The 22,793-nt window shown below is 67.3% G+C and carries 19 protein-coding genes; 4 read left to right on the top strand and 15 right to left on the bottom strand.

Going from position 1 to position 22,793, the window contains the following annotated elements:
• Positions 1-18: 18 nt before the first annotated feature.
• Positions 19-462: a type II secretion system major pseudopilin GspG gene (gene gspG / locus ABIB42_RS00830; protein WP_219863144.1), complete on the bottom strand. Its 444-nt coding sequence runs from the start codon at positions 460-462 to the stop codon at positions 19-21.
• A 395-nt stretch (positions 463-857) separates the two neighbouring features.
• Here gspG and ABIB42_RS00825 point away from each other — a divergent pair, with 395 nt between their 5' ends.
• Together ABIB42_RS00825 and ABIB42_RS00820 are read left to right on the top strand one after the other, a co-directional pair.
• Positions 858-1,598, top strand: a complete 741-nt coding sequence (locus ABIB42_RS00825; protein WP_005669212.1) for an NF038120 family PEP-CTERM protein — start codon at positions 858-860, stop codon at positions 1,596-1,598.
• Between the two features lie 51 nt (positions 1,599-1,649).
• Positions 1,650-4,796, top strand: a complete 3,147-nt coding sequence (locus tag ABIB42_RS00820; RefSeq protein WP_429247719.1) for a S8 family peptidase — start codon at positions 1,650-1,652, stop codon at positions 4,794-4,796.
• 84 nt (positions 4,797-4,880) lie between these two features.
• Here ABIB42_RS00820 and ABIB42_RS00815 read toward each other — a convergent pair whose 3' ends face one another.
• Positions 4,881-5,294: a hypothetical protein gene (locus tag ABIB42_RS00815; RefSeq protein WP_429247718.1), complete on the bottom strand. Its 414-nt coding sequence runs from the start codon at positions 5,292-5,294 to the stop codon at positions 4,881-4,883.
• Positions 5,295-5,598: 304 nt separating this feature from the next.
• Between ABIB42_RS00815 and ABIB42_RS00810 the strand changes: the two genes are divergently transcribed.
• On the top strand, positions 5,599-5,946 hold the full coding sequence (locus tag ABIB42_RS00810; protein ID WP_429247717.1) for a hypothetical protein: 348 nt from the start codon (positions 5,599-5,601) through the stop codon (positions 5,944-5,946).
• A gap of 16 nt (positions 5,947-5,962) precedes the next feature.
• Here the strand turns inward: ABIB42_RS00810 and ABIB42_RS00805 are convergent, their stop codons facing one another.
• The 12 genes from ABIB42_RS00805 to ABIB42_RS00750 form a co-directional block, all read right to left on the bottom strand.
• Positions 5,963-6,553: an NF038129 family PEP-CTERM protein gene (locus tag ABIB42_RS00805; protein WP_005669203.1), complete on the bottom strand. Its 591-nt coding sequence runs from the start codon at positions 6,551-6,553 to the stop codon at positions 5,963-5,965.
• Positions 6,554-6,564: 11 nt separating this feature from the next.
• A complete protein-coding gene (locus ABIB42_RS00800; RefSeq protein WP_429247716.1) occupies positions 6,565-9,546 on the bottom strand; it encodes an ExeM/NucH family extracellular endonuclease in 2,982 nt (993 codons plus the stop codon).
• Between the two features lie 185 nt (positions 9,547-9,731).
• Positions 9,732-10,445, bottom strand: a complete 714-nt coding sequence (locus ABIB42_RS00795) for a PEP_CTERM-anchored TLD domain-containing protein (RefSeq protein ID WP_005669199.1) — start codon at positions 10,443-10,445, stop codon at positions 9,732-9,734.
• A gap of 53 nt (positions 10,446-10,498) precedes the next feature.
• Positions 10,499-11,917 (bottom strand): mannose-1-phosphate guanylyltransferase/mannose-6-phosphate isomerase, encoded by a 1,419-nt coding sequence (locus ABIB42_RS00790; protein WP_005669198.1) that lies wholly within the window; start codon positions 11,915-11,917, stop codon positions 10,499-10,501.
• Positions 11,914-13,086 carry a sugar phosphate nucleotidyltransferase gene (locus ABIB42_RS00785; protein WP_071363589.1) on the bottom strand — a complete coding sequence of 391 codons (1,173 nt, stop codon included), beginning with the start codon at positions 13,084-13,086 and terminating at the stop codon, positions 11,914-11,916. The genes ABIB42_RS00790 and ABIB42_RS00785 overlap by 4 nt, the downstream gene beginning before the upstream one ends.
• Before the next feature lie 16 nt (positions 13,087-13,102).
• Positions 13,103-14,101, bottom strand: a complete 999-nt coding sequence (gene galE / locus ABIB42_RS00780) for a UDP-glucose 4-epimerase GalE (protein ID WP_429247715.1) — start codon at positions 14,099-14,101, stop codon at positions 13,103-13,105.
• Positions 14,102-14,204: 103 nt separating this feature from the next.
• Entirely contained in the window at positions 14,205-14,903 is a 699-nt protein-coding gene (locus ABIB42_RS00775; protein WP_229409864.1) for a WecB/TagA/CpsF family glycosyltransferase, read from the bottom strand.
• Positions 14,904-14,991: 88 nt separating this feature from the next.
• Positions 14,992-16,998 (bottom strand): heparinase II/III family protein, encoded by a 2,007-nt coding sequence (locus ABIB42_RS00770; protein ID WP_005669189.1) that lies wholly within the window; start codon positions 16,996-16,998, stop codon positions 14,992-14,994.
• A gap of 31 nt (positions 16,999-17,029) precedes the next feature.
• Positions 17,030-18,127: a glycosyltransferase family 4 protein gene (locus ABIB42_RS00765; RefSeq protein WP_429247714.1), complete on the bottom strand. Its 1,098-nt coding sequence runs from the start codon at positions 18,125-18,127 to the stop codon at positions 17,030-17,032.
• A gap of 110 nt (positions 18,128-18,237) precedes the next feature.
• Positions 18,238-19,521 (bottom strand): phenylacetate--CoA ligase family protein, encoded by a 1,284-nt coding sequence (locus ABIB42_RS00760; RefSeq protein WP_005669183.1) that lies wholly within the window; start codon positions 19,519-19,521, stop codon positions 18,238-18,240.
• On the bottom strand, positions 19,521-20,741 hold the full coding sequence (locus tag ABIB42_RS00755) for a glycosyltransferase (protein WP_005669180.1): 1,221 nt from the start codon (positions 20,739-20,741) through the stop codon (positions 19,521-19,523). The genes ABIB42_RS00760 and ABIB42_RS00755 overlap by 1 nt, the downstream gene beginning before the upstream one ends.
• An 81-nt stretch (positions 20,742-20,822) precedes the next feature.
• The gene (locus ABIB42_RS00750) at positions 20,823-21,335 is read right to left on the bottom strand and encodes an MgtC/SapB family protein (RefSeq protein WP_005669177.1); all 513 of its coding nucleotides are present in this window, start codon (positions 21,333-21,335) and stop codon (positions 20,823-20,825) included.
• A gap of 158 nt (positions 21,336-21,493) precedes the next feature.
• On the opposite strand from ABIB42_RS00750, the gene ABIB42_RS00745 reads away from it, so the two are divergent.
• The gene (locus tag ABIB42_RS00745; protein WP_184234530.1) at positions 21,494-21,922 is read left to right on the top strand and encodes a VOC family protein; all 429 of its coding nucleotides are present in this window, start codon (positions 21,494-21,496) and stop codon (positions 21,920-21,922) included.
• A 9-nt stretch (positions 21,923-21,931) separates the two neighbouring features.
• Here ABIB42_RS00745 and ABIB42_RS00740 read toward each other — a convergent pair whose 3' ends face one another.
• Positions 21,932-22,789: a beta-1,6-N-acetylglucosaminyltransferase gene (locus tag ABIB42_RS00740; protein ID WP_005669173.1), complete on the bottom strand. Its 858-nt coding sequence runs from the start codon at positions 22,787-22,789 to the stop codon at positions 21,932-21,934.
• Between the last annotated feature and the right edge of the window lie 4 nt (positions 22,790-22,793).

The raw sequence follows: 22,793 nt of genomic DNA, 5'->3' as shown, positions 1-22,793 counted from the left end.
GGAACGTTCAGTTCGTGCTCAGTTGGTGATGTCGGCGTTGTCGCCGGCGCCGCCAGGTTGCCCATCCTTGCCGAGGGACAGCACCTCGTACTCGCCGCGGGCGCCCGGCGCCCGGTACTGGTAGGGATTGCCCCAGGGATCGAGCGGAATCGCCTTCTTCAGATAGGGGCCGTTCCACTTGGCGCCGGCGCTCGGCGGCGCCGTCATGAGGGCGGCCAGGCCCTCTTCGGTGGTTGGATAGCGGCCGACGTCGAGCCGATAGGTGTCGAGGGTCTTGTCGAAGGCGTCGATCTGGGCGCGGGCGGCGGTGACTTCGGATTTGCCGAGCTGTGAGAAGTACTTGGGTCCGACATAGGCGGCAAGCAGGCCGATGATGACGATCACCACCAGCAGCTCCAGCAGCGTGAAGCCCGCGCTGCGTCCGTGACGGACGTCGGCGCCCTGTTTCATAGCAAAAACCATCAAGCGACTCCTAGATTGCTTCTTTGAAATCCTGCCCGTGAAAGGTAACACGCTGCCGAGCGCGACGACAACTGTTCTTTTCAAAAAAACACCATCCTGATGCAAGGCGCACGGCGCTTGATTCCTTTCAATAAAGCTTTCTCGATTGCAACGATGCATATTTCAGACAGGTGACAGACAGGTGGAAATAATGATTGCCCATAGGAGAAACCAAATTTAATCAGTGCAAGTTGTGGAAAGTCAAAATATTGCTCGTTAAACTTTTTTACACTTTTCTTAATTCAATTGATATATTTCTTGGCAACCTGAACCTCAGGTGCGAAACGCAGTGCCCCGCCGTATCCAGGCGAGAGAAATCCCAACCACAAAGGCAAATCATGACTCGGAAATCGCATATGGCATTACCCTCCCTGACCAGCCCGCTCGCCAAGTTCGCCGCCGCGGCCCTTGGCGCCGCGGCCATCGCCGCTCCGGCCCAAGGCGCGACCATCAATTTCGATGCCGGCGCAGGCATGGTGTTCGGCAGTGGCGACAGCTGGCAGGAGCAAGGGTACAAGCTGAGCTTCGAAGCCTACAATCCGGCGGATGTGGGCAGCCTGGTCGGCGCCATCGTCGACACCAGCGATCCGAGTTATTGCATCGGCATGGCGTGCCCGGTCAACGGCGAAGGCGGCTATTACGGCGCCTTCAACGACAGCATCGTGTGGGTCGAGTCCGAGACTGCCGCTTCCTTCATGGTGAAATCGATCGACGCCAGCTTCATCGGCCTGGATGCGGCCCTGGGTGGTTATCCGATCTATTCCGGCCTGCTGCGAATGCAGGGCTTCCTGGCCGACGGCAGCTATATGCTGCAAGACCTGCTGCTCGACGGTCCCAGCGATCAGGGCTTCCTGTTCGGCCGTTACTCGCCGTTCGAGACGTTCGCCAACACCGCCTTCGTGAGCGTCGCCCTATTCGGCTTTACCTGCGACAACTCGGGCAGTTGCCTGGCCTTCGAGAACAACCGCGGCCAGTTCGCCATCGACAACCTGGTGCTCGAAGACGCCCTGGCCGAGGTGCCGGAGCCGGCCAGTCTCGCGCTGTTCGGCCTCGGCCTGCTCGGCTTCGCCGCCCGGGCCCGCCGCCGCAATGCCTGAGCACGCCGTCACATCACAGCCGAACCCCGCAGAATCCAAGGACACGCATCCATGAAACTCCGCCCAATTTCCGCAGCCATCCTGTTCGCACTGACCAGCCTGTCGCTGTCTGCCCAGGCCGACGACGCGCGCCGCCCCTATGTCGTGCAACTGGCCGACAAGCCGATCGCCTCCTATGACGGCAGCGTCAACGGCCTGGCCGCCACCCAGCCGCGCGCCGGCCAGCGCCTCGACCTGAACAGCGCCAGCGTCCAGCTCTACAGCGGCTACCTGGCCCAGAAGAAAGCCGCCGTGCGCGCCGCCATCGGCAACGCTCCCGTCGTGCACGACTACAAGGTGGTGCTCAACGGCTTCTCCGCCATGCTGACCGACGCCGAAGTGCGCGCCCTGGTCGGCCGCGGCGACGTGCTGGCGGTCACGCCCGACGTGCCGCGCGAACTGACCACCGTCTCGACCCGCGACTTCCTCAAGCTGACCGGTCCGAACGGCGCCTGGTCCAAGCTCGGCGGCCTGGCTGAGGCCGGCGAAGACATCATCATCGGCATCGTCGACGGCGGCGTCTGGCCAGAGCACACATCCTACGCCGATCGCGTGGACGCCAACGGCAAGCCGACCCACGACACCAGCGGCAGCCTGGCCTATTCGGCGCCGCCATCGCGCTGGCAGGGCGATTGCCAGACCGGCGAAGGCTTCACCACGGCCCACTGCAACAACAAACTGATCGGCGCGCAGTATTTCGACGACATCTACCGGAGCACCGGCCGCGTCAGCCACTGGAGCGAATTCCGCTCCTCGCCGCGCGATTCGCTGGGCGGCGACGTCGGCGAAGGCAGCCACGGCACCCACACCTCGACCACCGCCGGCGGCAACTACGGCGTGGACGTGACCATGGCCGGCGTCAACATCGGCGAGATGTCGGGCGTCGCCCCGCGCGCACGCCTCGCTTCCTACAAGGTGTGCTGGACCTATGTCGACCCCAGCGTGACCATCGGCCGGCGCAACAGCTGCTACGTCGGCGACAGCGTGGCGGCAATCGAGAAGGCCGTCGCCGACGGCGTCCACGTGATCAACTTCTCGATCAGCGGCGGCACCACCCTCACCGATCCGGTCGAGCAAGCCTTCTTCGGCGCCGCCAATGCTGGCGTCATTGCAGTGGCTTCGGCCGGCAACGACGGCCCGGGCAACCAGGTGGCCCACATCAGCCCGTGGCACACCACGGTCGGCGCCTCGACCCATAACCGCGAGTTCCAGGCCACTGTCACCCTGGGCAACGGCCAGAAATACACCGGCGCCTCGATGAATACCGAACCGCTGCCGGCCGAGCCGGTGGTCGACGCCTCCACTGTCGGCCTGCCGGGCGCCAACGCCTCCCGCCTCGCCCTGTGCTACAGCGCCTCGTTCAACGGCGGCCAGCCCGTGCTCGATCCGGCCAAGGTGGCCGGCAAGGTCGTGATCTGCAACCGCGGCGAGAACGACCGCGTCGACAAGAGCCGCGCGGTGCGCGAAGCCGGCGGCGTCGGCATGATCCAGGTCGACAACGGCAGCGGCCTGGTCGCCGACATGCACTCGGTGCCCTCGGTCCACGTCACCCAGGCCGACGGCCAGGCGATCCGCAGCTACGCGGCCGCGGGCGCGGCCAGCGCCACCGCCGCGATCAGCAAGTTCGTGGTCGGCGTGTCGAAGCTGAACGCCCCGATCATGGCCAACTTCTCGTCGCGCGGCCCGAACCGCGCCGATGCCAACGTGCTCAAGCCGGACGTCACCGCGCCGGGCGTGGACATCATCGCCGGCGGCACGCCGGGCCTGAGCGAGGAGGACCATGCCGACATCGTCAACGGCACCATGGTGCCGCCGGTCGAGTTCGTGTCGATGCAGGGCACCTCGATGTCGGCGCCGCACGTGGCCGGCGTGAGCGCCCTGCTGCGCCAGAAGCATCCGACCTGGTCGCCGGCGATGATCAAGTCGGCGCTGATGACCACCGCGACCGACACCTTCCCGGACACGCTGACCGGCGACATCCGCGGCCAGCTGCCGTTCGCCCAGGGCGCGGGCCACGTCAACCCGACCGCCGCGCTCGACCCGGGCCTGGTGTACGACATCGGCGAAGCCGACTACCGCAAATACCTGTGCGGCGCCGGCGTCACCACCCAGTGCGCGGGCGGCCAGATCCCCGGCTATGACCTGAACCTGCCGTCGATCGCCGTCGGCAACGTGCTCGGCTCGGTGACCATCAACCGCTCGGTGACCAACGTCAGCGCCAGCACCTCGAGCTTCAGCGGGCAGATCTCGGTGCCGGGCTACGAGGCCGTGGTGACCCCGGCCACGCTGGCGATCGAGCCCGGCCAGACCCGGTCGTTCACCGTCACGCTGACCCGCACCAGCGCGCCCGAGAACACCTGGCAGTACGGCACCCTGACCTGGACCGGCGGCGGCCATACCGTGCGCAGCCCGGTCGTGGCCCGCTCCGGCAAGCCGATCATCGCACCGGTATTCTTCTCCAGCGACCGCGCCAGCGGCAGCAAGGCCCTGGCCGTCACCACCGGCTTCGCCGGCAAGATGGGCTCGAGCGTCGGCGGCCTGAAGGAAATCGTGCGCACGGCAAACACGATCGCGCCGGCGCCGGAAGGCAGCCTCGACACGCTGGCCCAGATGGCCGACGCCTGCCACCGCGGCCTGTACGGCGCCCGCGTGCTGCCGGTGACCTTCACCGCCGACACGGTGGCGGCGCAGTTCGAACTGTTCGACCGCGATACCAGCGGCCAGGGTGGCGACGACCTCGACCTGGTGATGGTGAACGCGGCCGGCCAGTTGGTCGCCTACTCCGCCACCTACGGTTCGGACGAGACGATCGCGCTGGCGGCCCCGCCGGCAGGCAACTACCGCGTCTGCACGCTGGGCTACAACACCGCGTCCGGCGGCACCACCTCGTACGGCCTGCATGCGGCGGTCGTGAACACCAGCGACAAGGGCGGCAACCTGCGCGCCCTGGTGCCGGCCAACGTCTATGCCGGCGGCAAGGCGACGGTGGCGGTGAGCTGGTCCGGCCTGCCGACCGGCAAGCGCTTCCTGGGCGGCGTGCGCCTGCTCGACGCCAGCGGCGCGGTCGGCTCGACCACCGTGCTGCAGGTCGAGACCAACCAGCCGGTGCCGAAGGCCGAGCGTCCGCAACGCGTCAAGGCGAAGGACGTCGGCGTGTAATCGACAGGTCCGGGGCCCCTGGCCCCGGTTGAAAAGACAAAGCGCGCCACGGCGCGCTTTGTCTTTTTGAAGGAACGGAAAGACTCAGGCTGCGGGCGAACCCAGCTGGCAGGCGCCGGCGACGCAGACGGCGCCCGGGTCGGGGCGATGGATGCAGATCGACATTTCGCCGGTGCGCTGGATCTCGGCCTGGCGCTCGGTCTTCGAACGCCCGGCCAGGGCCAGCAGCGCCTTTTCGTCGGTCTTCGCGGTCGAATACGGCAGGTATTCCTGCGGGCCGCCGCAAGCCAGCGCGCCGACCGGGAGCGAGCGGCATTGCGCGCTGTCGCTGCAGGTGGGCGTACCGATCAGGCGCTTGATCTCGGACACGGTGGCGCCAGGCTGGAGCGCGACGACCGGGAGCGCGCCGTCCTTCGCCGGCGGCTGGACCGGATCGTGGGCCTGGGTGGTGCAGGCGGCGCTGGCGCCGAACAGGAGGATGAGGATGAGTTTTTTCATGCCGCCATCTTCGCGCGCACGATACAGCTGGTCAAGCGGATCACCTTGACCGACTGTTACCAAATGTGTCATCCAAATTTGTTGCGTGGACCTTACGGAACAGCACAAGGCCCAAAAGCTTACCTCAGAACACTTTAAGTTTCCGTATGGATATATTTCTCATTTTCAGGCAAAAGACATGAACGTCGCGCATCCTGTTTTCATCAAATCCGAACTTGGGTGTTCGCAAATGTAAAAAATGTGTGCAGGAAAAATTTACTGGCTACAATAGATTCGTTAAAGACGAGCTTGTTCGAGTTCACACATGACCTTCCTGCGCACCATCCTCGCCCTCTCCCTGACGTCCGCCCTGGCTGCCTGCGGCGGCCAGTACGACCTCGACACGACCGTCCAGACCGCGTCGGCCAGCACGACCGCCAGTGCGCCCATCCTCGCGGGAACGCCGGAAACCGGCCCGAACGCGGTCCCGGCCCCGGCGCCGGGCGCCCCTGTTATCGCCACCATCGCCACCATCGCCTCTGCGACAATGCCGGCGCCCGACTGCGCCGCCGAAGGCTGCGCCAGCCTGCGCATCATCGACGGCAATGCCGAAGCCTGGCGCATCGATGCCCAGCGCCGCGCCGCGCTCGAGGCCAGCCTGCCCCGATCCTGAGCGCGGGACGCCCGCGTCAGCGCTGCTGGCGCAGACGGCGCGTCGCGGCCAGCAACAACAGGCCGCTCGCAACCAGCAGCCAGGCGGCCGGCTCCGGCACCTCGGCCACGCTGGCGAAGGCCGCATCCACCAGTTGCAGCTCGACACTCTGGCCCGCGACCACGTTCATCTCGAGCACATTGCCGGCGGCGCCCAGGTAATTGAGGGCGTCGTCGACGAAGGCGACGCTGAACAGGCTGCCATTGGCGCCCTCGCCCAGGTCGAACTCGACGTCAAAGCTGAACAGGCCGCCGAACGTGACCAGCTGGTCGAAGAAATTCCACTCCGGACCATTGCGCAACACGACGCCATTCACGACGTCGCCGCTGACGTCGCCCGACGTCATGCCGCCTTCCAGGAAGGCGCCGCTGAAGTTGCCGAGGCGGGCCACCGTCGGCGCCGCGTCCAGCGGACCGTTCAGGCCCAGGTCGAGGTAGCCGACGGTGCCGGCCAGGGCCGAGGTATCGAGCGAGACCCGGTACAGCGGGCCAGCCAGGGCCGCCGGGGCGCCGGCCGCGATCGACAGCGCCAGCAAGACACGGAACAACAGGGATACGAGGTTCGACATGGTGTTTTCCTTTAGAACGCGCCGGAGACCAGCTGCGGGGTATAGGTGAAGTTACGCTTGGCGCCATTGCTGAACGCGGTGGCGATGGTGACCGTGGCGCCCGGCGCGATGCCGGCCTGCGGCAGCGTGATGTAGGGCGAGCCCTCGTGGACGCCGGCCGGATTGTCGAGCGTGACGCCGGACGGCAGGCTCCGCAGCACCAGGTGCAGCGGACCGTTCAGGGTCTGGCCGCTGGTATTGGTGATGGTGACGTTGCCGGTGGTCTTGCCCGTCGCCCGATTGATGCTGAAGCCGCCGATGACGATCTTGCTGGACGCCGTGACGTCGGCATGCGAGCCGGCCAGGTTCAGGCTGACCACCAGCGGATCGTGGTCCGAGGCGCGCCAGGCGTTCTTGCGGTACGGGTCTTGCGCCGTATCGCCAAGGTTGTAGTCGATGGTTTCCGGCTCGTCGGCGTTGCTGTGCCATTCGGCCGCGCCCGCCACCTGCGGCGCCAGCGAGCCGCTTGCCAGCGCATGGTCGAGGTAGCCGGACAGGCCGTCGAACACATACGAATACGGCATGCCGTGCGGACGCACGAAGCGCTCGAGCAGGTTGACCATGCCGGCCTGCTGGGTCAGGTGATTGATCGGGGTCTCGAAGGCATACGCGTTCAGGTCGCCGATCACCAGCACGTCCGGATCCCCGGCCGCCTTGACCACCTGCGGGATGAAATAGTCGCTCAGGCGCCGGGCCTGCTCGGTACGGGTGCGGTCCCAGCAGCCTTCGCCATTGCCCGGGTCGGTGTCACCAGGACCGGCGCCACTGCAACCGCCCTTCGATTTCAGGTGGTTCACGATCACCGAGAACGTGCCGCCGCCCTGCTTCGCCTTGAAGGCCTGGGCCATCGGCGGACGGTTGTTGATCTCGTGGCCATCCGACAGCGCGCTGCCGGCCAGGCTCAGCTTGGCGGGCTTGTAGATCATCGCCACCCGGATCGCGTCGGTGCCCAGCGCCGCCGGCTTCGGCACCACCGCATAGGTGCCGGCCGCGGTGGCGGCATTCAATTGCTCGACCAGGTAGCCGACCGCGACGTCGCCATTGTTCTGGATTTCCATCAAGCCCACCACGTCGGCATCGAGTTCGGCCAGCGAGGCGACGATCTTGTCGCGCTGGCGCACGAACTCGGCCGTGTTGTCGGCGCCGCGGCACTCGCCCGCCGAGGTGCGGTTGCCGATGGTGCAGCCCTGGCCGCTGCGGCCCCAGGCGTCGCGGCCATCGGTGAAGGTGGTAAAGAAATTGAGCACGTTGGCGCTGGCCACCTTGATCGCGCCGGGCAAGGCCGGGGCCGGGGTGCGCTCGTTGGTGCGCGCGAAGGTCGGCGTGACGGTCGGCTGCAGCTTGAAGCCGGCCCCGCCGCCGCCCAGCGCGCCATAGTCGACCACGCCGGTCAGGTCGTGCACGGTGTCGCCCACGCGCACGGTGCCGTCCTCCGCCAGGTAGGGGATGGTGGCCGGGGCCACGAAGATGCCGTCATCCAGCACGATCTGGTTGCTCGCATGTTCGCGGGCGAGCGCGAGCGCCTCGGGCGAGCCGAGCGGATAACGGTTGGTCGGGTTCTCGCGGCGGCCGTTGGCGAGGATCAGTTCGCCGCGGTCGCCGAGGTTGCGGTTACCGTTGACGGTCAGCGGCGTGGTGAAACGCACCAGCATGCCTTCCACGTCGGCCAGGTTGGCGTTCGGCAGCGCGATATTGGTCGGCACGATGGCCGGGCCGGCGCCCAGCGACACGATGCCGCTGACATCCTTGAACTCGGTGTAGCTGCGGGTCGCGCCGCTCGGCCGGTATTCCTCGACCGTGCCGGTCACGCGCACCAGGGTGCCGACCGGCAAGTCCGTGGTCTTGCCGTAGATGTACAGGCCGTCCGACGTCGACGGATCGCCGTCGCCCTGCGGGTCCTGGATGAAGAAGCCGGCGCCGACCTTGGCGGTGATCACGCCTTGCGTGGTTTGCACGGTGCCGACATAGGCGCTGGTCGGGCCCGAACCCTGGATCGCCGGGATGCTCAACTGGCCCGCGACGTCGACGGTGACGGTGCAGCGCTCGGTGTCGCCCTCGGTGTTGGCGAACTCGACCTGGACCGGATACCGGCCGCCGGCCAGCGTGTCGCCGATGAGCAGGCGCGCCGTCGCCGTGCCGCCGATGGCGTTCGCAGGCGCGAAGTCGGCGAGGCTGACGCCGGGCACGGCCCCGGCCACGATGGCGGCCCGCGTCACCATGCTGTCGGCGTCGACCGCCGACAGCTGCGCCGAGGACGCGCTGCCCTGGGCGACCTGGACCGCCGCCGGGCAGCTCGGGACGATCGGCTTGACGACCGGGCCGCCGCTGCCGTCGCAGGGCGCCAGCGGGGAACGGGTGCTGCGCGGACCGTCGACCGGGCCGGCGACGAAGTCGTCGCGGTTATTGTCGGTATCCTGGCAGCCCTGGGCCAGGCGCGCGATCGCGTTGACGGTCGACGGCGCCGGCGCGGCCGCGCCTTCGTAGCGGTTGGCGGTGCCGAAACCGACCAGGTCGACCAGGTTGGCGCCTTCCGGCGCGGACATTTGAGTGCGTCCATTGACCAACGCCACCTTGCCGGCAGCGCCCGCCATATCGAGGCCGTTATTGAAGAGATCGCCCTCGCCCACCGCATTCGTGCCACCGCCATTGCGGCCCAGCACCAGGAAATACTGGCCCGGCGCCAGGGTCACATCCGGCAAGACCGTGACCGAACCCCAGTTACTGCCGGTCGCCGACTGGTATTGCAGGCTCAGGCCGTCGAGCCGCACCGGGGCATCGCTGCGGTTGAACAGCTCCACGAAGTCGTGGCTCCACTGGCCGCCGGCGTTGTTCGATGCGCCGTACAGCTGGCTGATTACCACGTCGCCGGGGGCGGCATGGGCGCTGGCGGCAAGGCCTGCCAGCAAGGTCGCCAGCAGCGTGCGCCGCGGTGCGAAGGATGCAAAAGTCGTCATGGGTTCCCCATTGGTTATCGCACAAGATGTGCCTGCTACGTTCATTAGCAGAATGATAGTAAATGCGGAGATTGACAACATGATGACCAGAAATTAGCCACGGTGGATAATTTCTAGCTTAGCGGCAAATCAACACACGAGGGTCGAGTTTCCGCAGGGAATCGGTAGAGAGCTTGGCGCGGGTGTCAGCGGCGACGGCGTCGTGCGGCCCAGGCGGCTACCCCGAGGCCGCCGACCAGCAGCGCATAGGCGGGTGGCTCGGGCACGAGCGAGATGGCGTAGGTTTCGAGCGCTTCGACCCGCCTGAATTGCCCGCCGTAGGTGCCGTCGATGATGCTGCGGCCTTCGAAGGCGGGGTCGCCATAGCTCAGTTGCCAGGAAATGGAAGTGGTCAGCCGGTCGTCGACGAAGAGATCGGGCCCGGCGCCGAAGGTGGGGCCGTGATCGGGCCAGTTGTAGGTCTGGCGCGAGCCCTGGCTGGGCAGGACGTTATCGAGCAGCAGCTGGCGGTACACGGCCGGGTCGGTGTAGTTGAACAGGAAGGCGGTGCGTTGCCAGTCGCGCTCGGAGACGTGCCAGCCGGCCGTGGAAGACCAGCTGCGCGGGTTGTAGCCGCCCACCACCCAGCTGTCGCCGGCGTCGTTGGCGACGCGCATCAAGGTGAAGTTGCTGCCGCGCCCATCTGCAGCGGCATGGAAGTCGAGCGAGTCGTCGCCCGGCTGCCGCGTGTAGATGTTGTCGAGATAAAGGGGGCCGGCGCCGAGCCAGCGTTCGAGCTGGCCCTGCAGGCTGGGGTCGAGCAAGGGAGGTTCGTCTTGTGCCACAGCCGGCGATGCCGCGATGCCAGTGGCCGCAACCAGGATGGCGGCCGCACCGCCCCGTGCCAGGATCTTGTTCATGCAACGTCAGACTGCACGTTGCCGGACAAGTTCCAGGCGCGTGGCCGGAGGACTCAGGCGCGCTTGTAGATGTCCTCGAAGCGGACGATGTCGTCCTCGCCCAGGTAGCTGCCCGACTGCACCTCGATGATGTGCAGCGGCAGTTTGCCCGGGTTTTCCAGACGGTGGTTCATGCCGATCGGGATATAGGTCGATTCGTTCTCGGACAGCAGGCTGACGGTATCGCCGCAGGTAACGCGGGCGGTGCCCGACACCACGACCCAGTGCTCGGCGCGGTGGTGGTGCATCTGCAGCGAGAGCTTCTCGCCCGGCTTGACGGTGATGCGCTTGACCTGGAAACGGTCGCCCGCATCGATGCCCTCGTAGTGGCCCCATGGACGATAGACGCGGGTGTGGTGCAGGTGCTCGGTGCGCTCCTTGGACGCCAGGTGTTCGACCACCTGCTTGACGCGCTGCACCTTGCTCTTGCAGGTGACCAGCACCGCGTCCTGGGTCTCGACCACGACCACGTCTTCCAGGCCCACCACCGCAACGATGCGGCTTTCGGCGCGCACCAGCGAATTCTTGACGCCGTCCAGGTAGACGTCGCCGCGCTGGGCGTTGCCGTTGGCATCCTTGGCCTGGGTTTCCCACAGCGCCGACCACGAACCGACGTCGTTCCAGCCGATATCGGCCGGCACCACGGCGGCGTCGCGGGTGTGTTCCATCACCGCGTAGTCGATCGAATCGGACGGGCAAGCCGAGAACGCGCTCTCGTCGAGGCGGCAGAAATCGAGGTCGCGGTAGGCCGCGTGCATGGCCTGGCTGGCGGCGCTGGCGATGGCCGGCGCGTGCTGCTCCAGCTCTTGCAGGTAGCGCGCGGCGGCGAACATGAACATGCCGCTGTTCCAGTAGTAGCTGCCCTCGGCCAGGAAGCCTTCGGCCGTGGCGGCGTCGGGCTTCTCGACGAAGCGCGCCACCTTGTAGCATTCGCCGCACTCGTCCACCTGTTCGCCGCGGCGGATGTAGCCGTAACCGGTTTCCGGCGCATTGGGCACGATGCCGAAGGTTGCCAGCGCGCCCTTGGCCACCAGGCGGGTGGCGCGGTCGACCGCTTCACGGAAGGCTTCGCCGTTCTGGATCACGTGGTCGGCCGGCAGCACCAGCATGACGGCCTCGGGGTCGATCGCCTGCAGGTGGTGGGCGGCGGCGGCCACGGCCGGCGCCGTGTTGCGGCCGACCGGCTCGAGCAGGATGCCCAGCGGCGTGATGCCCACTTCGCGCAATTGCTCGGCCACCATGAAGCGGTGGTCATTGCCGCACACAACGAGCGGCGCCATCATCTCCGGCCAACCGGCCACGCGCAAGGCGGTTTCCTGCAGCATGGTCTTGTCGGCAACCAGCGGCAGCAACTGCTTCGGCAAAACCTTGCGCGACAGAGGCCACAGGCGGGTGCCGGCGCCGCCGGAAAGGATGACTGGATAGATCTTCATGCGCTGACTTTCTCTTTCTCTAACTCGTTGGTGTCGTGGTCCGCGACTTCCTTGCGCCGGGAGCGGCGACGGTCGCGTGCATTGAGCCATTCCTCCGAAGAATACTCGGAAGCGTGTTTCATTTCGCCTTTTCGGTCGACACTATATTCCTTAAAGACAATCATTTCATTCAATGTTACATCATGCAACACGCGGGTGTACTCGAACAGCACGCTGCGCACGATCTCGGCGCCTTCGCAGATATGGCTGCCGTGGCCGATCCAGGTCGGGCCCACGATGCGGGCGCCGGCTTCCACTTTTACCCCGGAGCCGATGTAGACGGGGCCCTCGATGGTCGTGCCTTCCCAGTCGATGCTGGTGTTCAGGCCCACCCAGACGCCCGGCTTGATCTGGATGCCGGGCACGTCCATATTGTTGACTTCGCCGGTGATCACCGACTGCAGCACTTCCCAGTAGTCGCCCATGGTGCCGATGTCGAGCCAGTTGAACGGGCGGCCCTGGGCATAGAACGGCAGGCCGCGCTCGGCCAGCAGCGGGAACAGCTCGGAACCGATGTCGAACGGCACGCCCGACGGGATCAGGTCGATGACTTCCGGCTCGAAGATATAGATGCCGGTGGAAATGAAGTTGGACTTCGCCTCTTGCTGGCTCGGCTTTTCCTGGAATTCCAGGATGCGGCCCTGCTCGTCCGAGACCACCACGCCATACGACGAAACTTTGTCCCATGGCACTTCTTTGGTGATGACGGTGGCCATCGCGCCCTTGCGGCGGTGCTCCAGCAGCGCGGCCTTGAGATCGAGGTCGATCAGGGCGTCGCCGCACAGCACCACGGTGGTGTCGTCGAAGAAGCCGCCGAATTCCTGGATTTTCTTCATGCCGCCGGCCGAGCCGATCGGTTCGGGGACGACTTCGCCGTCATCCTTCGTATAGCCTTCGAAGGAGTAGCCGATCTGGACGCCGAACTGCTCGCCTTCGCCGAAATACTCTTCGATTTTTTCGTGCAGCCAGCTGACGTTGACCATGATTTCGGACACGCCATTTTTCTTGAGGTGTTCGATCAGGTAAGCCATCACGGGTTTGCCCAGAATCGGGATCATGGGTTTTGGCAGGTCGTAGGTGAGCGGACGGACGCGAGTGCCTTTGCCTGCGGCGAGAATCATGGCTTTCATTAGACTATCCTTTGCATTATTTGGCTGTGGTTTGGTAGCGCCATACGTCAGCGCACATTTGAGCGACATCACGTTCGGCACTCCAGCCCAGCTCCTCGCGGGCCAGGGCCGGATCGGCGTAGCACTTGGCCACGTCGCCGGGACGGCGGTCGACGATCTGGTAGGCGACCGGACGCCCGCTGGCCGCTTCGAAGGCGCGCACCATTTCCAAGACACTATTGCCCCGGCCAGTGCCGAGGTTGTAGGTGACGATGCCCGCGCCCTTGTTCAGGCGATCCAGGGTCTTGACGTGGCCGATGGCGAGATCCACCACGTGGATGTAGTCGCGCAGGCCGGTGCCGTCCGGGGTATCGTAGTCGCCGCCGAACACCGACAGCTTGTCGCGCTGGCCGTTGGCGACCTGGGCGATGTAGGGGACGAGGTTGTTCGGGATGCCGCTCGGCTCTTCGCCGATCAGGCCGCTTTCATGGGCGCCGACCGGATTGAAGTAGCGCAGCAGCGCGATGCGCCAGTCGGGCTCGGCCTTTGCCAGGTCGCGCAGGATGTCTTCGATCATCAGTTTGCTGCGGCCATAGGGGTTGGTGGCCGACAGCGGGAAATCCTCGCGGATCGGCACCGAGGCCGGATCGCCGTACACGGTGGCCGAGGACGAGAACACCAGCGATTTACAGCCGAACTTGGCCATGGTCTCGAACAGCACCACGCTGCCGTTGACGTTGTTGTCGTAATAGCGCAGCGGCTGCGCCACCGATTCACCGACCGCCTTCAGGCCGGCGAAGTGGATCACCGCATCGGGCTTGTGCTCGGCGAACGCGGCTTCCATGGCCGAGCGGTCGCGGATGTCGGCCTGGACAAAGGCGAACGGCTTGCCGGTGATGCGCCGGACGCGCTCGCAGACCGACTGCTGGGCGTTCGACAGGTTGTCGACCACGACCACGTCGTGCCCGGCGTTCTGCAGTTCGACGACGGTATGCGACCCGATATAGCCCACACCGCCAGTAACCAGAATCTTCATGTCTTTCGCTCTCTGTTAATAAATAATTTGATGACCCATGGACCGGTTGCGGCCCTTTGTTCTTGTCGGCGCAACGAAGTGCTGCTGCGCCGTGATCCCAGTTTTAGTTGTTTGTTCTGGCCGCTTCCTTGATCAGGAGCCAGAGAAACGCCATGTCGTCGATAAAGTAACGCCGAAACATCCGGCGCGGTTCCTGCAGGAATCGGAAGAACCACTCGAGCCCGGCCATCTGCATCCAGGCCGGCGCCCGCTTGACCCGGCCGATCGCCACGTCGAAGCTCCCGCCTACCCCCATCGCGAACGGTATCCGCATCTCGGCCTGGTACAGACCGAGAAATTGTTCTTTCTTGGGCGAGGAAATCGCCACGAACAGCAGGTCGGCCCGGCTCTCGCGCACCTGGCGCACCACCTGCGCTTCGGCGCCCTCGCCCTGCCAGTAGCCGTCATGCACGCCGGCCAGCACCAGGCCAGGATAGCGGCGGGCATAGGTCGCGGCCACCTCGCGCACCACGTCGGCGCGCGCACCCAGCAGGAACACCCGCCAGCCTCTCTGCGCCGCGCGCCGCATCAGGGCCTCGAAGAGGTCGATGCCGGCGACCCTTTCCTTGAGCGGCTTGCCCAGCAGGCGCGAGGCCCACACCACCGGCATGCCGTCCACATTGACCAGGTCGCATTCATTGATGATGCGGCGCAGGTCCTCGTCGCGGCTGGCCTTGACCAGCTTGTCGACATTGACCACCACATGCTGGTGTGGCCGCCCGCTGCGCACGAAACCCTCGACCCGCTCCAGGGTCTCTTCCATTGAAACGTTATCTATATTACAACCAAACAGCGTGACGCGCTCGTTCATGCGTGCCTCCGGTCCGGTGCGTGACGTTTCTTGACATTAATTATTTATCATCGACAAAGGTGATTGTAAACCTGCATTCGATGGGAACGGCGGACGATACGGTCGTGATGCGCAGCACTTCGCACGGCGTTTTCGATTCATAGGCGGCCGAATACCAGCCCAGCGGCGGATTCTCGGCGCCGCGCACCAGCTCGAGGTGCAGGTCTTCGCCGCTGGCCTGCATCTGCAGCACGAAACGCTTGCCGCGCACCGACAGGCCGTGGCTGGTCAGGCGCACGTCCAGGCCGGGTGCGAAGTGCCAGAAGGCCTCGACCTTGTGGTGCTTCCTGGCGGCAACCTCGTCGCGCACGGTCAGGGTATTGCTGGCGCCGTCGAAGCGCACGCTGCGCAGGTGCAGCACCGGGTCCGGCAGGCGCGCATAGCCGTCGTGCGAACCGCGGAAGTCGAATTCCTGGGGCGAGGCCGGCATGCGCTCGATGCTGGCGCGCGCCTTGCGCAGCCACATGAAGCGCCCGCCCGATGCCGACTGGTCGAGGCCGTCGACGCGCACGGTGTTGTGGCTCGAGGTGCCGCGGAAGTAATCGCGCCATTTCTGGTCTTGCCAGTACGAGTAGGTGCCGGAATCGACCAGGCAGGCTTCGCCCGCCACCGACAGGCTCAGGGCCAGCGCATCGGCGTGCCCATGGGCGGCGATGCCGAGATAGCCCAGCGGGCCGCAGTCGAGCACGCCTTTGATCTCGTTCACCTCGCCGAAGTGGTTGCCGAACAGCAGGTAGCCGCCGTCGGGGAAGGACCATCCGGACTCGACTTCGTGCGGATCGCAGTCGGGCCGCCCGCCCGGCAGCGCGTGCAGCAGCCAGCGCACGCCCGGGTGGTGGTCGGGCTGGCCGCCGAACACGGTGTCGCCCAGCGCCAGCAGTTGCGCGGCGCGGTCCGGGCCCGGCCGCCCGGTGCCGGCGTGCAGGCGGAACACGCAGCCGTCGTCGGCATCGCCGACCATCGGCAGGCCGCCGTCGACGTCGCGCACCGAGCGCAGGAAGCGCAGCGCGCGCTGCAGCACGGTCCAGTAGGCGCGCGAGAAAGGGCGGCTGCGCGCTTGGCCGCGCGCCTGGCCGTGCGCCTGACCCAGCAGTCCGGCCACGAACAGGCATTCACAGGAAAACATATGATAGGCAAACGCCTGCTCGCGGTTGACGCCGTCGCGCGAGAACTGGGCCTGGGCCTCGTGCTCCAGTTCGCGATGCGCCTGGGCTTCCCAGTCCTTCGATTCCTTCCAGCACGGCCAGGTGACGGCGCCGGCATACAGGCCGGCCATTTCGGCGATCAGGTGGTTGTTGGCCGAGGAATGGCGCGACGGGTGGCGCGCAATGGTGCGGCAGTGGGCGTGGATGCTGTCCAGCCAGTCGGCACGCAGGCGCTGCCCGCCATCGCCTTCGAACAGGGCGCTGTGTTCGCCGCCCACCAGTTGCCAGATCAGGCTCCAGTTGACGAGGCGGATGCCGAGCTCCATCGAGCTGGTCCAGTTGGGTCCCGTGAGCGGCGGACAGGCTTCGAACCAGCTGCGCAGGTTGTGCGCCAGCGCGTCCAGCCAGCGCGCCTCGCCCGTCAGGGCCCAGGCCTGGGCCAGCGTCACCAGGTGCAGGTGGCGGTTCAGTTCCCACACGTGCTTGATGTCGCCCACCAGTTCGCGGTCGCCGATGGCGATGTCGCCGCGGTACAGCGACGGCGCGACGACGCCGGTCTCTGGATCGCGGTTCCAGGCGGTCGGCACGCCGACGTCGAAGCGGCGTTCTGCGAACAGCACCACGTGGCCCGCCTCGATGCGCTCGGCGTCGAGCAGCAGCGCCTCGACCTCGGCCCGCTCGAGCGCCGGCGCGCCGCGCACGCCCAGGCTCAGGGTGCGCGGCAGCGGCGGCGGCGCGGCGCGGCCGACCGAGCGGCGCGCCAGGCGGATCGTCGCCGCCTGGCGCAGCCGGTAAGCCAGTTCCGGCACCGACATGCAGCGCAGCCGGTTGACCAGCCACGCCATGCGTACTGTTGCGTTCATCGATTTTCCCTCACCGTTCTTTCATCGCGCCTCATTGCGCGCTTATCGCGTTCTCTTCCAGCAATTGCGCGTACAGCGCGGACAGTCTGGCGCACACCACGCCGGCCGCGTAGTGTCGCTCGACGGCGGCGCGCGCCGCGCACGCCAGCCGCGCGCGCAATCGCGCGTCGTCCAGCAGGCGTCCGATGGCGCAGGCCAGCGCCGCCGCGTCGCGCGGCGCGACCAGCAGGCCGCGCGCGCCGTCGGCCAGCGCTTCGGGGATGCCGCCGACCCGGGTGGCCACCACCGGCGCCCCCGCCGCCATCGCCTCGAGCACCGACATCGGCAAGCCTTCGGCATGGGACGGCAGGCAGAACAGCCAGGCGCGCGCCAGCTGCGCATCGCGCGCAGCGGCGTCCAGCCAGCCCGGCGTCTCGACCCGGTTGGCGACGCCGAGTTCGGCGGCGCGGCGCCGCACCCAGTCCAGGTCGCCGCTGCCGCCCAGCACCAGATGCAGCCCCGGGTGGCGCGCGGCCAGGGCGGCGCAGGCTTGCAGCAGTTCGTCCACGCCCTTGGCCGGGTCGAGGCGGCCCAGGAACAGGATACGGCCGGCTTCGGCCTGTCCAGGCGCCGCCGGCGCCGTCAGGCGCACCGGATTGGCAAGCACCTCGACCCGCGCGCGCGGCGCGCATTCGCGCACGCAGGCGGCCCAGGCGGGCGACAGCGCGATCACGCGCGAGCTTGCTTCCAGGGTGTGCCGGATCCAGCGCCGCAGCAACGGTCCGGCCTCCACCAGCGCGTAGCGCCGAAAGCCGCCGCCATGCAGGTGGAACACGGTGCGCGCACCGCCCCTGCGCGCCATGAGCAGCACCAGCGACTTGCGCAGGAAACTGGCATGCGATCCGGCGTGCACATGGACGATGGCCGGCTTGCGCCCGGCGCCGAGGCAGGCCTGCCCGGTGCGCCACAGGCCGCGCAGCGCGCTGCCGAGCTTATGCAGGCGGCGGCCCTCGGCGTGGGTCGCGACGTAGGCGATGCCCTCGCGCTCGAACAGGCCGTCGATGCGCAGCACCTCGACCATGCTTGCGATGCCTCCCCTGCCCCCCAGCGCGGTTCCAACCATCAACACGCGTGGGGACGCCACGTTCATGCAGGCGCCTTTGAGAAATGTGTCGCAATCCTGATCATGAGGTTCATGCACTTATGAAAGGGACAATATTTACGATCATACATGGCAACTTGTCGAATCTCGCGCACGATTCAACCGTCGACGGCGATGAACTCGAACTTGCCGTTGGCGCCGCGTGGAATCGCCTCGACCCGCTCCACCGCCACCTGCACGCCGGGCACTCGCTGCAGGAATTGTTCGCGCAGGGCGGCTTCGTCGCCGCTGCCGAAACCGTCGGCCGCGACGACCCGCAGGGTGAAGCGGGCCTGGCCGTGGTAGCGCACCTGGCCCTCGAGCAGGCGCAGGCCGCTGCCCTGGAACACGCGGTCGAGGCGCGCCACCATGCGGCCGTCGGGCAAGGTGAGGATGCGCTCCTGGCGTCCGATCACGGCATCGAGCGTCGGAAACACACGCCCGCAGGGGCAAGGATCCGCCTTGCCCACGCGCACGGTATCGCCGGTACGGTAGCGCGCGAGCGGCATCGCGGCGTTGTTCAGGCTGGTGCCGACGAGTTCGCTGCTGCCGTCGGGCAGCGCCAGCAGTTCCACGCCGCCGTAGTCGCTCAGCAGGTGGTAGCGACCGTGCTCGCAGGTGCCGATGGCGGCGACCCGCTCGGCCTGCCCATACCAGTCGTACACGACGACGCCGAAGGCGCGCATGACGGCCGCGCGCACGTCCGGCTCCAGGGTCTCGGACGAGGTCATCACGCCGCGCAGGGCCCGGCCCGCATAGCGGCGCCCGGCCGCCTCCAGCCAGTGGGCGATGGCCTCGACCGACGATGGATAGGCGTGGATCACCACCGGATCGTAGGCTTCCAGCGCCGCCACATAGGCGCCGATGGTCGCGTTGGACAAGTGATAGGACGACATCACGAGCAGCCTGCCGACCGGGTCGCGCCGCCAGTAGCGCCCGTCATGGGGATGCTCGTCGCACACGAGGTCGCCGCGGATCCAGGCGCGCCGCTGCCCCGGGCGCCAGCCGATCCAGCGCAGCTGGCGCTGGATGAAGGCTTCTTCGCGGATCACGGCGCCGAGCGACTGTACCAGGGTGAGCGGTGAACCGGAAGTGCCGCTGGTGCGGATCGTGTTGCGCAGCAGCGAGCCGAAGCGGCGCGGCCGCAGGTGGCGCGCGGGGTCCTGGCGCAGGGCCGGCTTGGCGAGCAGGAAGGCGCCGGGCGGCACCGCGTGCAGCCGGGTCGCGTCCGGCGGCACTTCCACGCCGAGGCGGCGCGCGCGCCGCGCCACGTAGGCGTTGAGAATGGCCCCGGACCGCTCGTTGCGCATGAGAGAAGGCAGCACCAGCAGCCGCGCCGGCAGGCCGCGCGCCAGCAGGCGGCCGAGCGACCTGAACGCCAGCGCGAGCGTGCGCGCATCCATCAGGCGCCCCGCCCGGCCAGGATGCCGGCATAGGCCTCGGCCACCACCCGCCCCAGGATCGCGTAGCTGCGGTGTGCCCTGACCCAGCCTGGTCCGCGCGCGCGACAGGCGGCGGCCAGGCCGGGTTCGTGCAGCAAGCGGCGCACGGCGCCGGCGAAGGCCGGCGCCTCCATCGGCACGCACAGCCCGGCCCCGCTCTCGGCCAGCACCCGGGCCTGGTCCGGGATGTCGTTGGCCACGCCGGGGATGCCCAGCGCCAGGTACTCGACCAGCTTGGTCGGCGAAGAAACGTCGTACAGGACGCCGCGCGGGATCGGCGACAGGCCGACCTCGGCCCGCACCGCATAGCCGAGCGCCGCTTGGCGCGGCAGCCAGCCGGTCAGCAGCACGAGCCGTTCCAGCTTGCGGCGCGCGATCTCGGCGCGCATCCAGGCCATTTCGTCGCCCGAGGGGGCGTCGCCGGCGATCACCAGCAGGATATCGGGCACATCAAGGGCGAGCTGCTCGACGACGTCGAGCAGGAAGCCGGAGCCGCGCGCCTGCGCGACCCGGCCCAGGTAGAGCAGCACCCGCCGCCCGTCCAGGCGCGGATCGAGGCTGGGCGCGACCCGCGCGCGCGCACACAGCGTGAGATCGACGCCCATCGGCACCGCAGTCATGCGCGTGCGCGCGAATCCCTTGCCTGCCAGCCAGTCGGCCATGGCGTCGCTCTGCACGAACACATGGCGCGCGCCCGGCAGCACCAGCCGATACAGCAGCCAGCGCGAGGCCGCGGCGCGCGCCGCATGCGCCAGCCAGCGCGGCCCGCGGCCGCGGCGTGCGATCTCGTCGCGCCGCGCCTCGAAGCCTTCGACGATCGGGAACGACATCCAGTACAGGAAGGGCACGCCGAGCGCGGCGGCGGCCAGGCGGCCCAGCAGGCCGGACGCGATCTTGTCGCGCACCTGGATGCCGTCCGGCCGGCGGCGGCGCCAGGCGCGCGCCAGGCCCAGCAGGTCCCAGGCGGGCGCCAGCACGCTGGCGTAGCGGCTGCCCAGGCTGCCCACGGCGTGCATGCCGCCGCCGCCCCACTCCGGCGGGCCGGCGCCGCCGGACTGGCCGACCAGCTCGCTATCGACGCCATGGCGCGGCATCTCGGCGCCGAACAGGGTCAGCAGGTCGGCGCGCACCGGCGGCAAGGGGTCGCGCACGATGAAAGCGATGGAACACGGCTTGCGCATGGCGCCTCGTATCGATGGGTGGGACCTACGATACTAGACCGGCGCCCGACGCAAACGTTTCAGCTATCGCAGACTTGCGCGCTAGCGTCCGGCGTCGCGGTCGTCCTTGCCGTATTCGCCCGCCTTCTTGGCCGGCGCGCGCAGGATGGACAGGATCACCAGGCCGAACAGCGCGCTGAGGATGGCCGTGGCTTCGCGGCCCATGCCGGCGGCCACGCCGATGGCGGCCGTCATCCAGACGCTGGCGGCGGTGGTCAGGCCGCGGATGTCGTTCTGTTCCTTCTGCTTGAGGATGGCGCCGGCGCCCAGGAAGCCGATGCCGGCGGTGACGCCCTGCAGCACGCGCGACAGGTCCGACACCTCCATCCCGGCCTGCAGCGGGATCAGCACGAACAAGGCCGAGCCGACCGAGACCAGCATATGCGTGCGCAGGCCGGCCGAGGCGCCGACCGTTTCGCGCTCGTAACCCAGCATTCCGCCCACCAGGGCGGCCACCAGCAGGCGCACCACGATGACGGTCACGTCTTCGGCATTGCCCAGGTCGGAAAATTCACGCTGTATTGTCAGCCAGCTTTGTGTCCACCACACTTGCATTCCTCCATCCTTTGTCCGGTTCGATTTCCGGTAAATCATGCCATCCATGCAAGATCCGTGTCGCCACGCTCGGCCGTTGGCGCCTGCGTAAAGACGCGGCATGCCGTTGCGCTTTTCGTATAATCGGCAGCGCAGCCAACCTTCACGAGGAGAACCTGATGGAAACGATGGAGATCTATCGCGGACGCCTGATCGACCACATCCAGCTGGTGGTGCGCGACCTGCCCGCTTCACGCACGTTCTATACGGCCGTGTTCGATGTGCTGGGCATCCCGCTGGCCGGCTCGGGCATTGATTATTTCTGGGCCGACGAGTTGTTCGTCTCGACGGCGGACAGCGAAGCGGCCCAGGGCCAGTTGACCGGCCGCCATCACCTGGCTTTCCAGGCGCGCGACCGCGCCATGGTCGACGCCTTCTACCGTGCGGCGCTGGCGGCCGGCGGCAAGGACAATGGCGCGCCGGGCGAACGGCCCTATCATCCGGGCTATTACGGCGCCTTCGTGATCGATCCCGACGGTAACAATATCGAAGCCGTGTACCACGGCGAAGCGACCTTCAGCGCGCGCGAGATCAAGATCACTTTCTGACCAACAGCGTCACGCCAGCCGGTCTTGCTTCCATGCCAGCAGGCGTGGGAGCAAGGCGGCGCTGGCGTGACTGTCCAGTTTGCGGCAGAAGTGGGCGCCGGAAGCCTTGACGCGCTCGAAGTCGCCTTCGTCGAGCACCTTCGGATGGCAGGCGCCGCCTTCCGGCCACGCGATGTAGCGAAAATTATGCGGCAACACACGATCGGCGAACTCCGAACGCATCACCAGCGTCTGGAAGAACAGCTCGTCGGGCGACTGCACGCTGCGGCAAAAACGCAGCAGGCGAGGATGTGCGTCGGCAAGGCGCAGCAGCGCGCGCGCACAGTCGCGTGACAGGGTCCACCAGCACGAGCCGCCGTAGGGGACCAATCCGTCTGGCAAATGCCGGGTGCGCCGCAGCAGGCGCAGGCCGCGGTTGGCGGCGGCGCAGGCCAGTCGTTCGGCCAGCATGCCGCCGTCGCGATGGAAATAGGCGTAACGGTGCATCACGCGCCAGCCATGGGCCGCAATCGGCGCGGTCTCAATCAGCTCGTAACCGCGCATCCTTGCCAGCTCGGCTTTCAACAATGGATTCGGCAACAGCGGGAAGTCCTGGGCCGACATGAGGATGAGCTTGTCGAAATCCGGGGCTTCAGGCAGGATCTGGCGCATCGATGCCAGCGTGGACTCGACCTGGGACACGTCGCCCCAGCGCACGGCGACCCGCTCGCGCACGAGGCGGGCATGCGGATGCAGTCGCGCCGGGTCGAGCGCGCTCTTGCCGTCCAGGTGCACATAGACCAGGAAATCGGGATCGCACAATTGCCCGATCAGCCTGTTGAGCTGGTCCATGTCTTTGTGCGCACAGATCAGGAACACCTGTTTCATCGGC

The sequence above is a fragment of the Massilia sp. UYP32 genome, from assembly GCF_050434365.1.
Classification (GTDB): Bacteria; Pseudomonadota; Gammaproteobacteria; order Burkholderiales; family Burkholderiaceae_D; genus Telluria; species Telluria timonae.
Note: the sequence above shows the minus strand (reverse complement) of the source record. Positions and strands in the feature narration are given on the sequence as shown.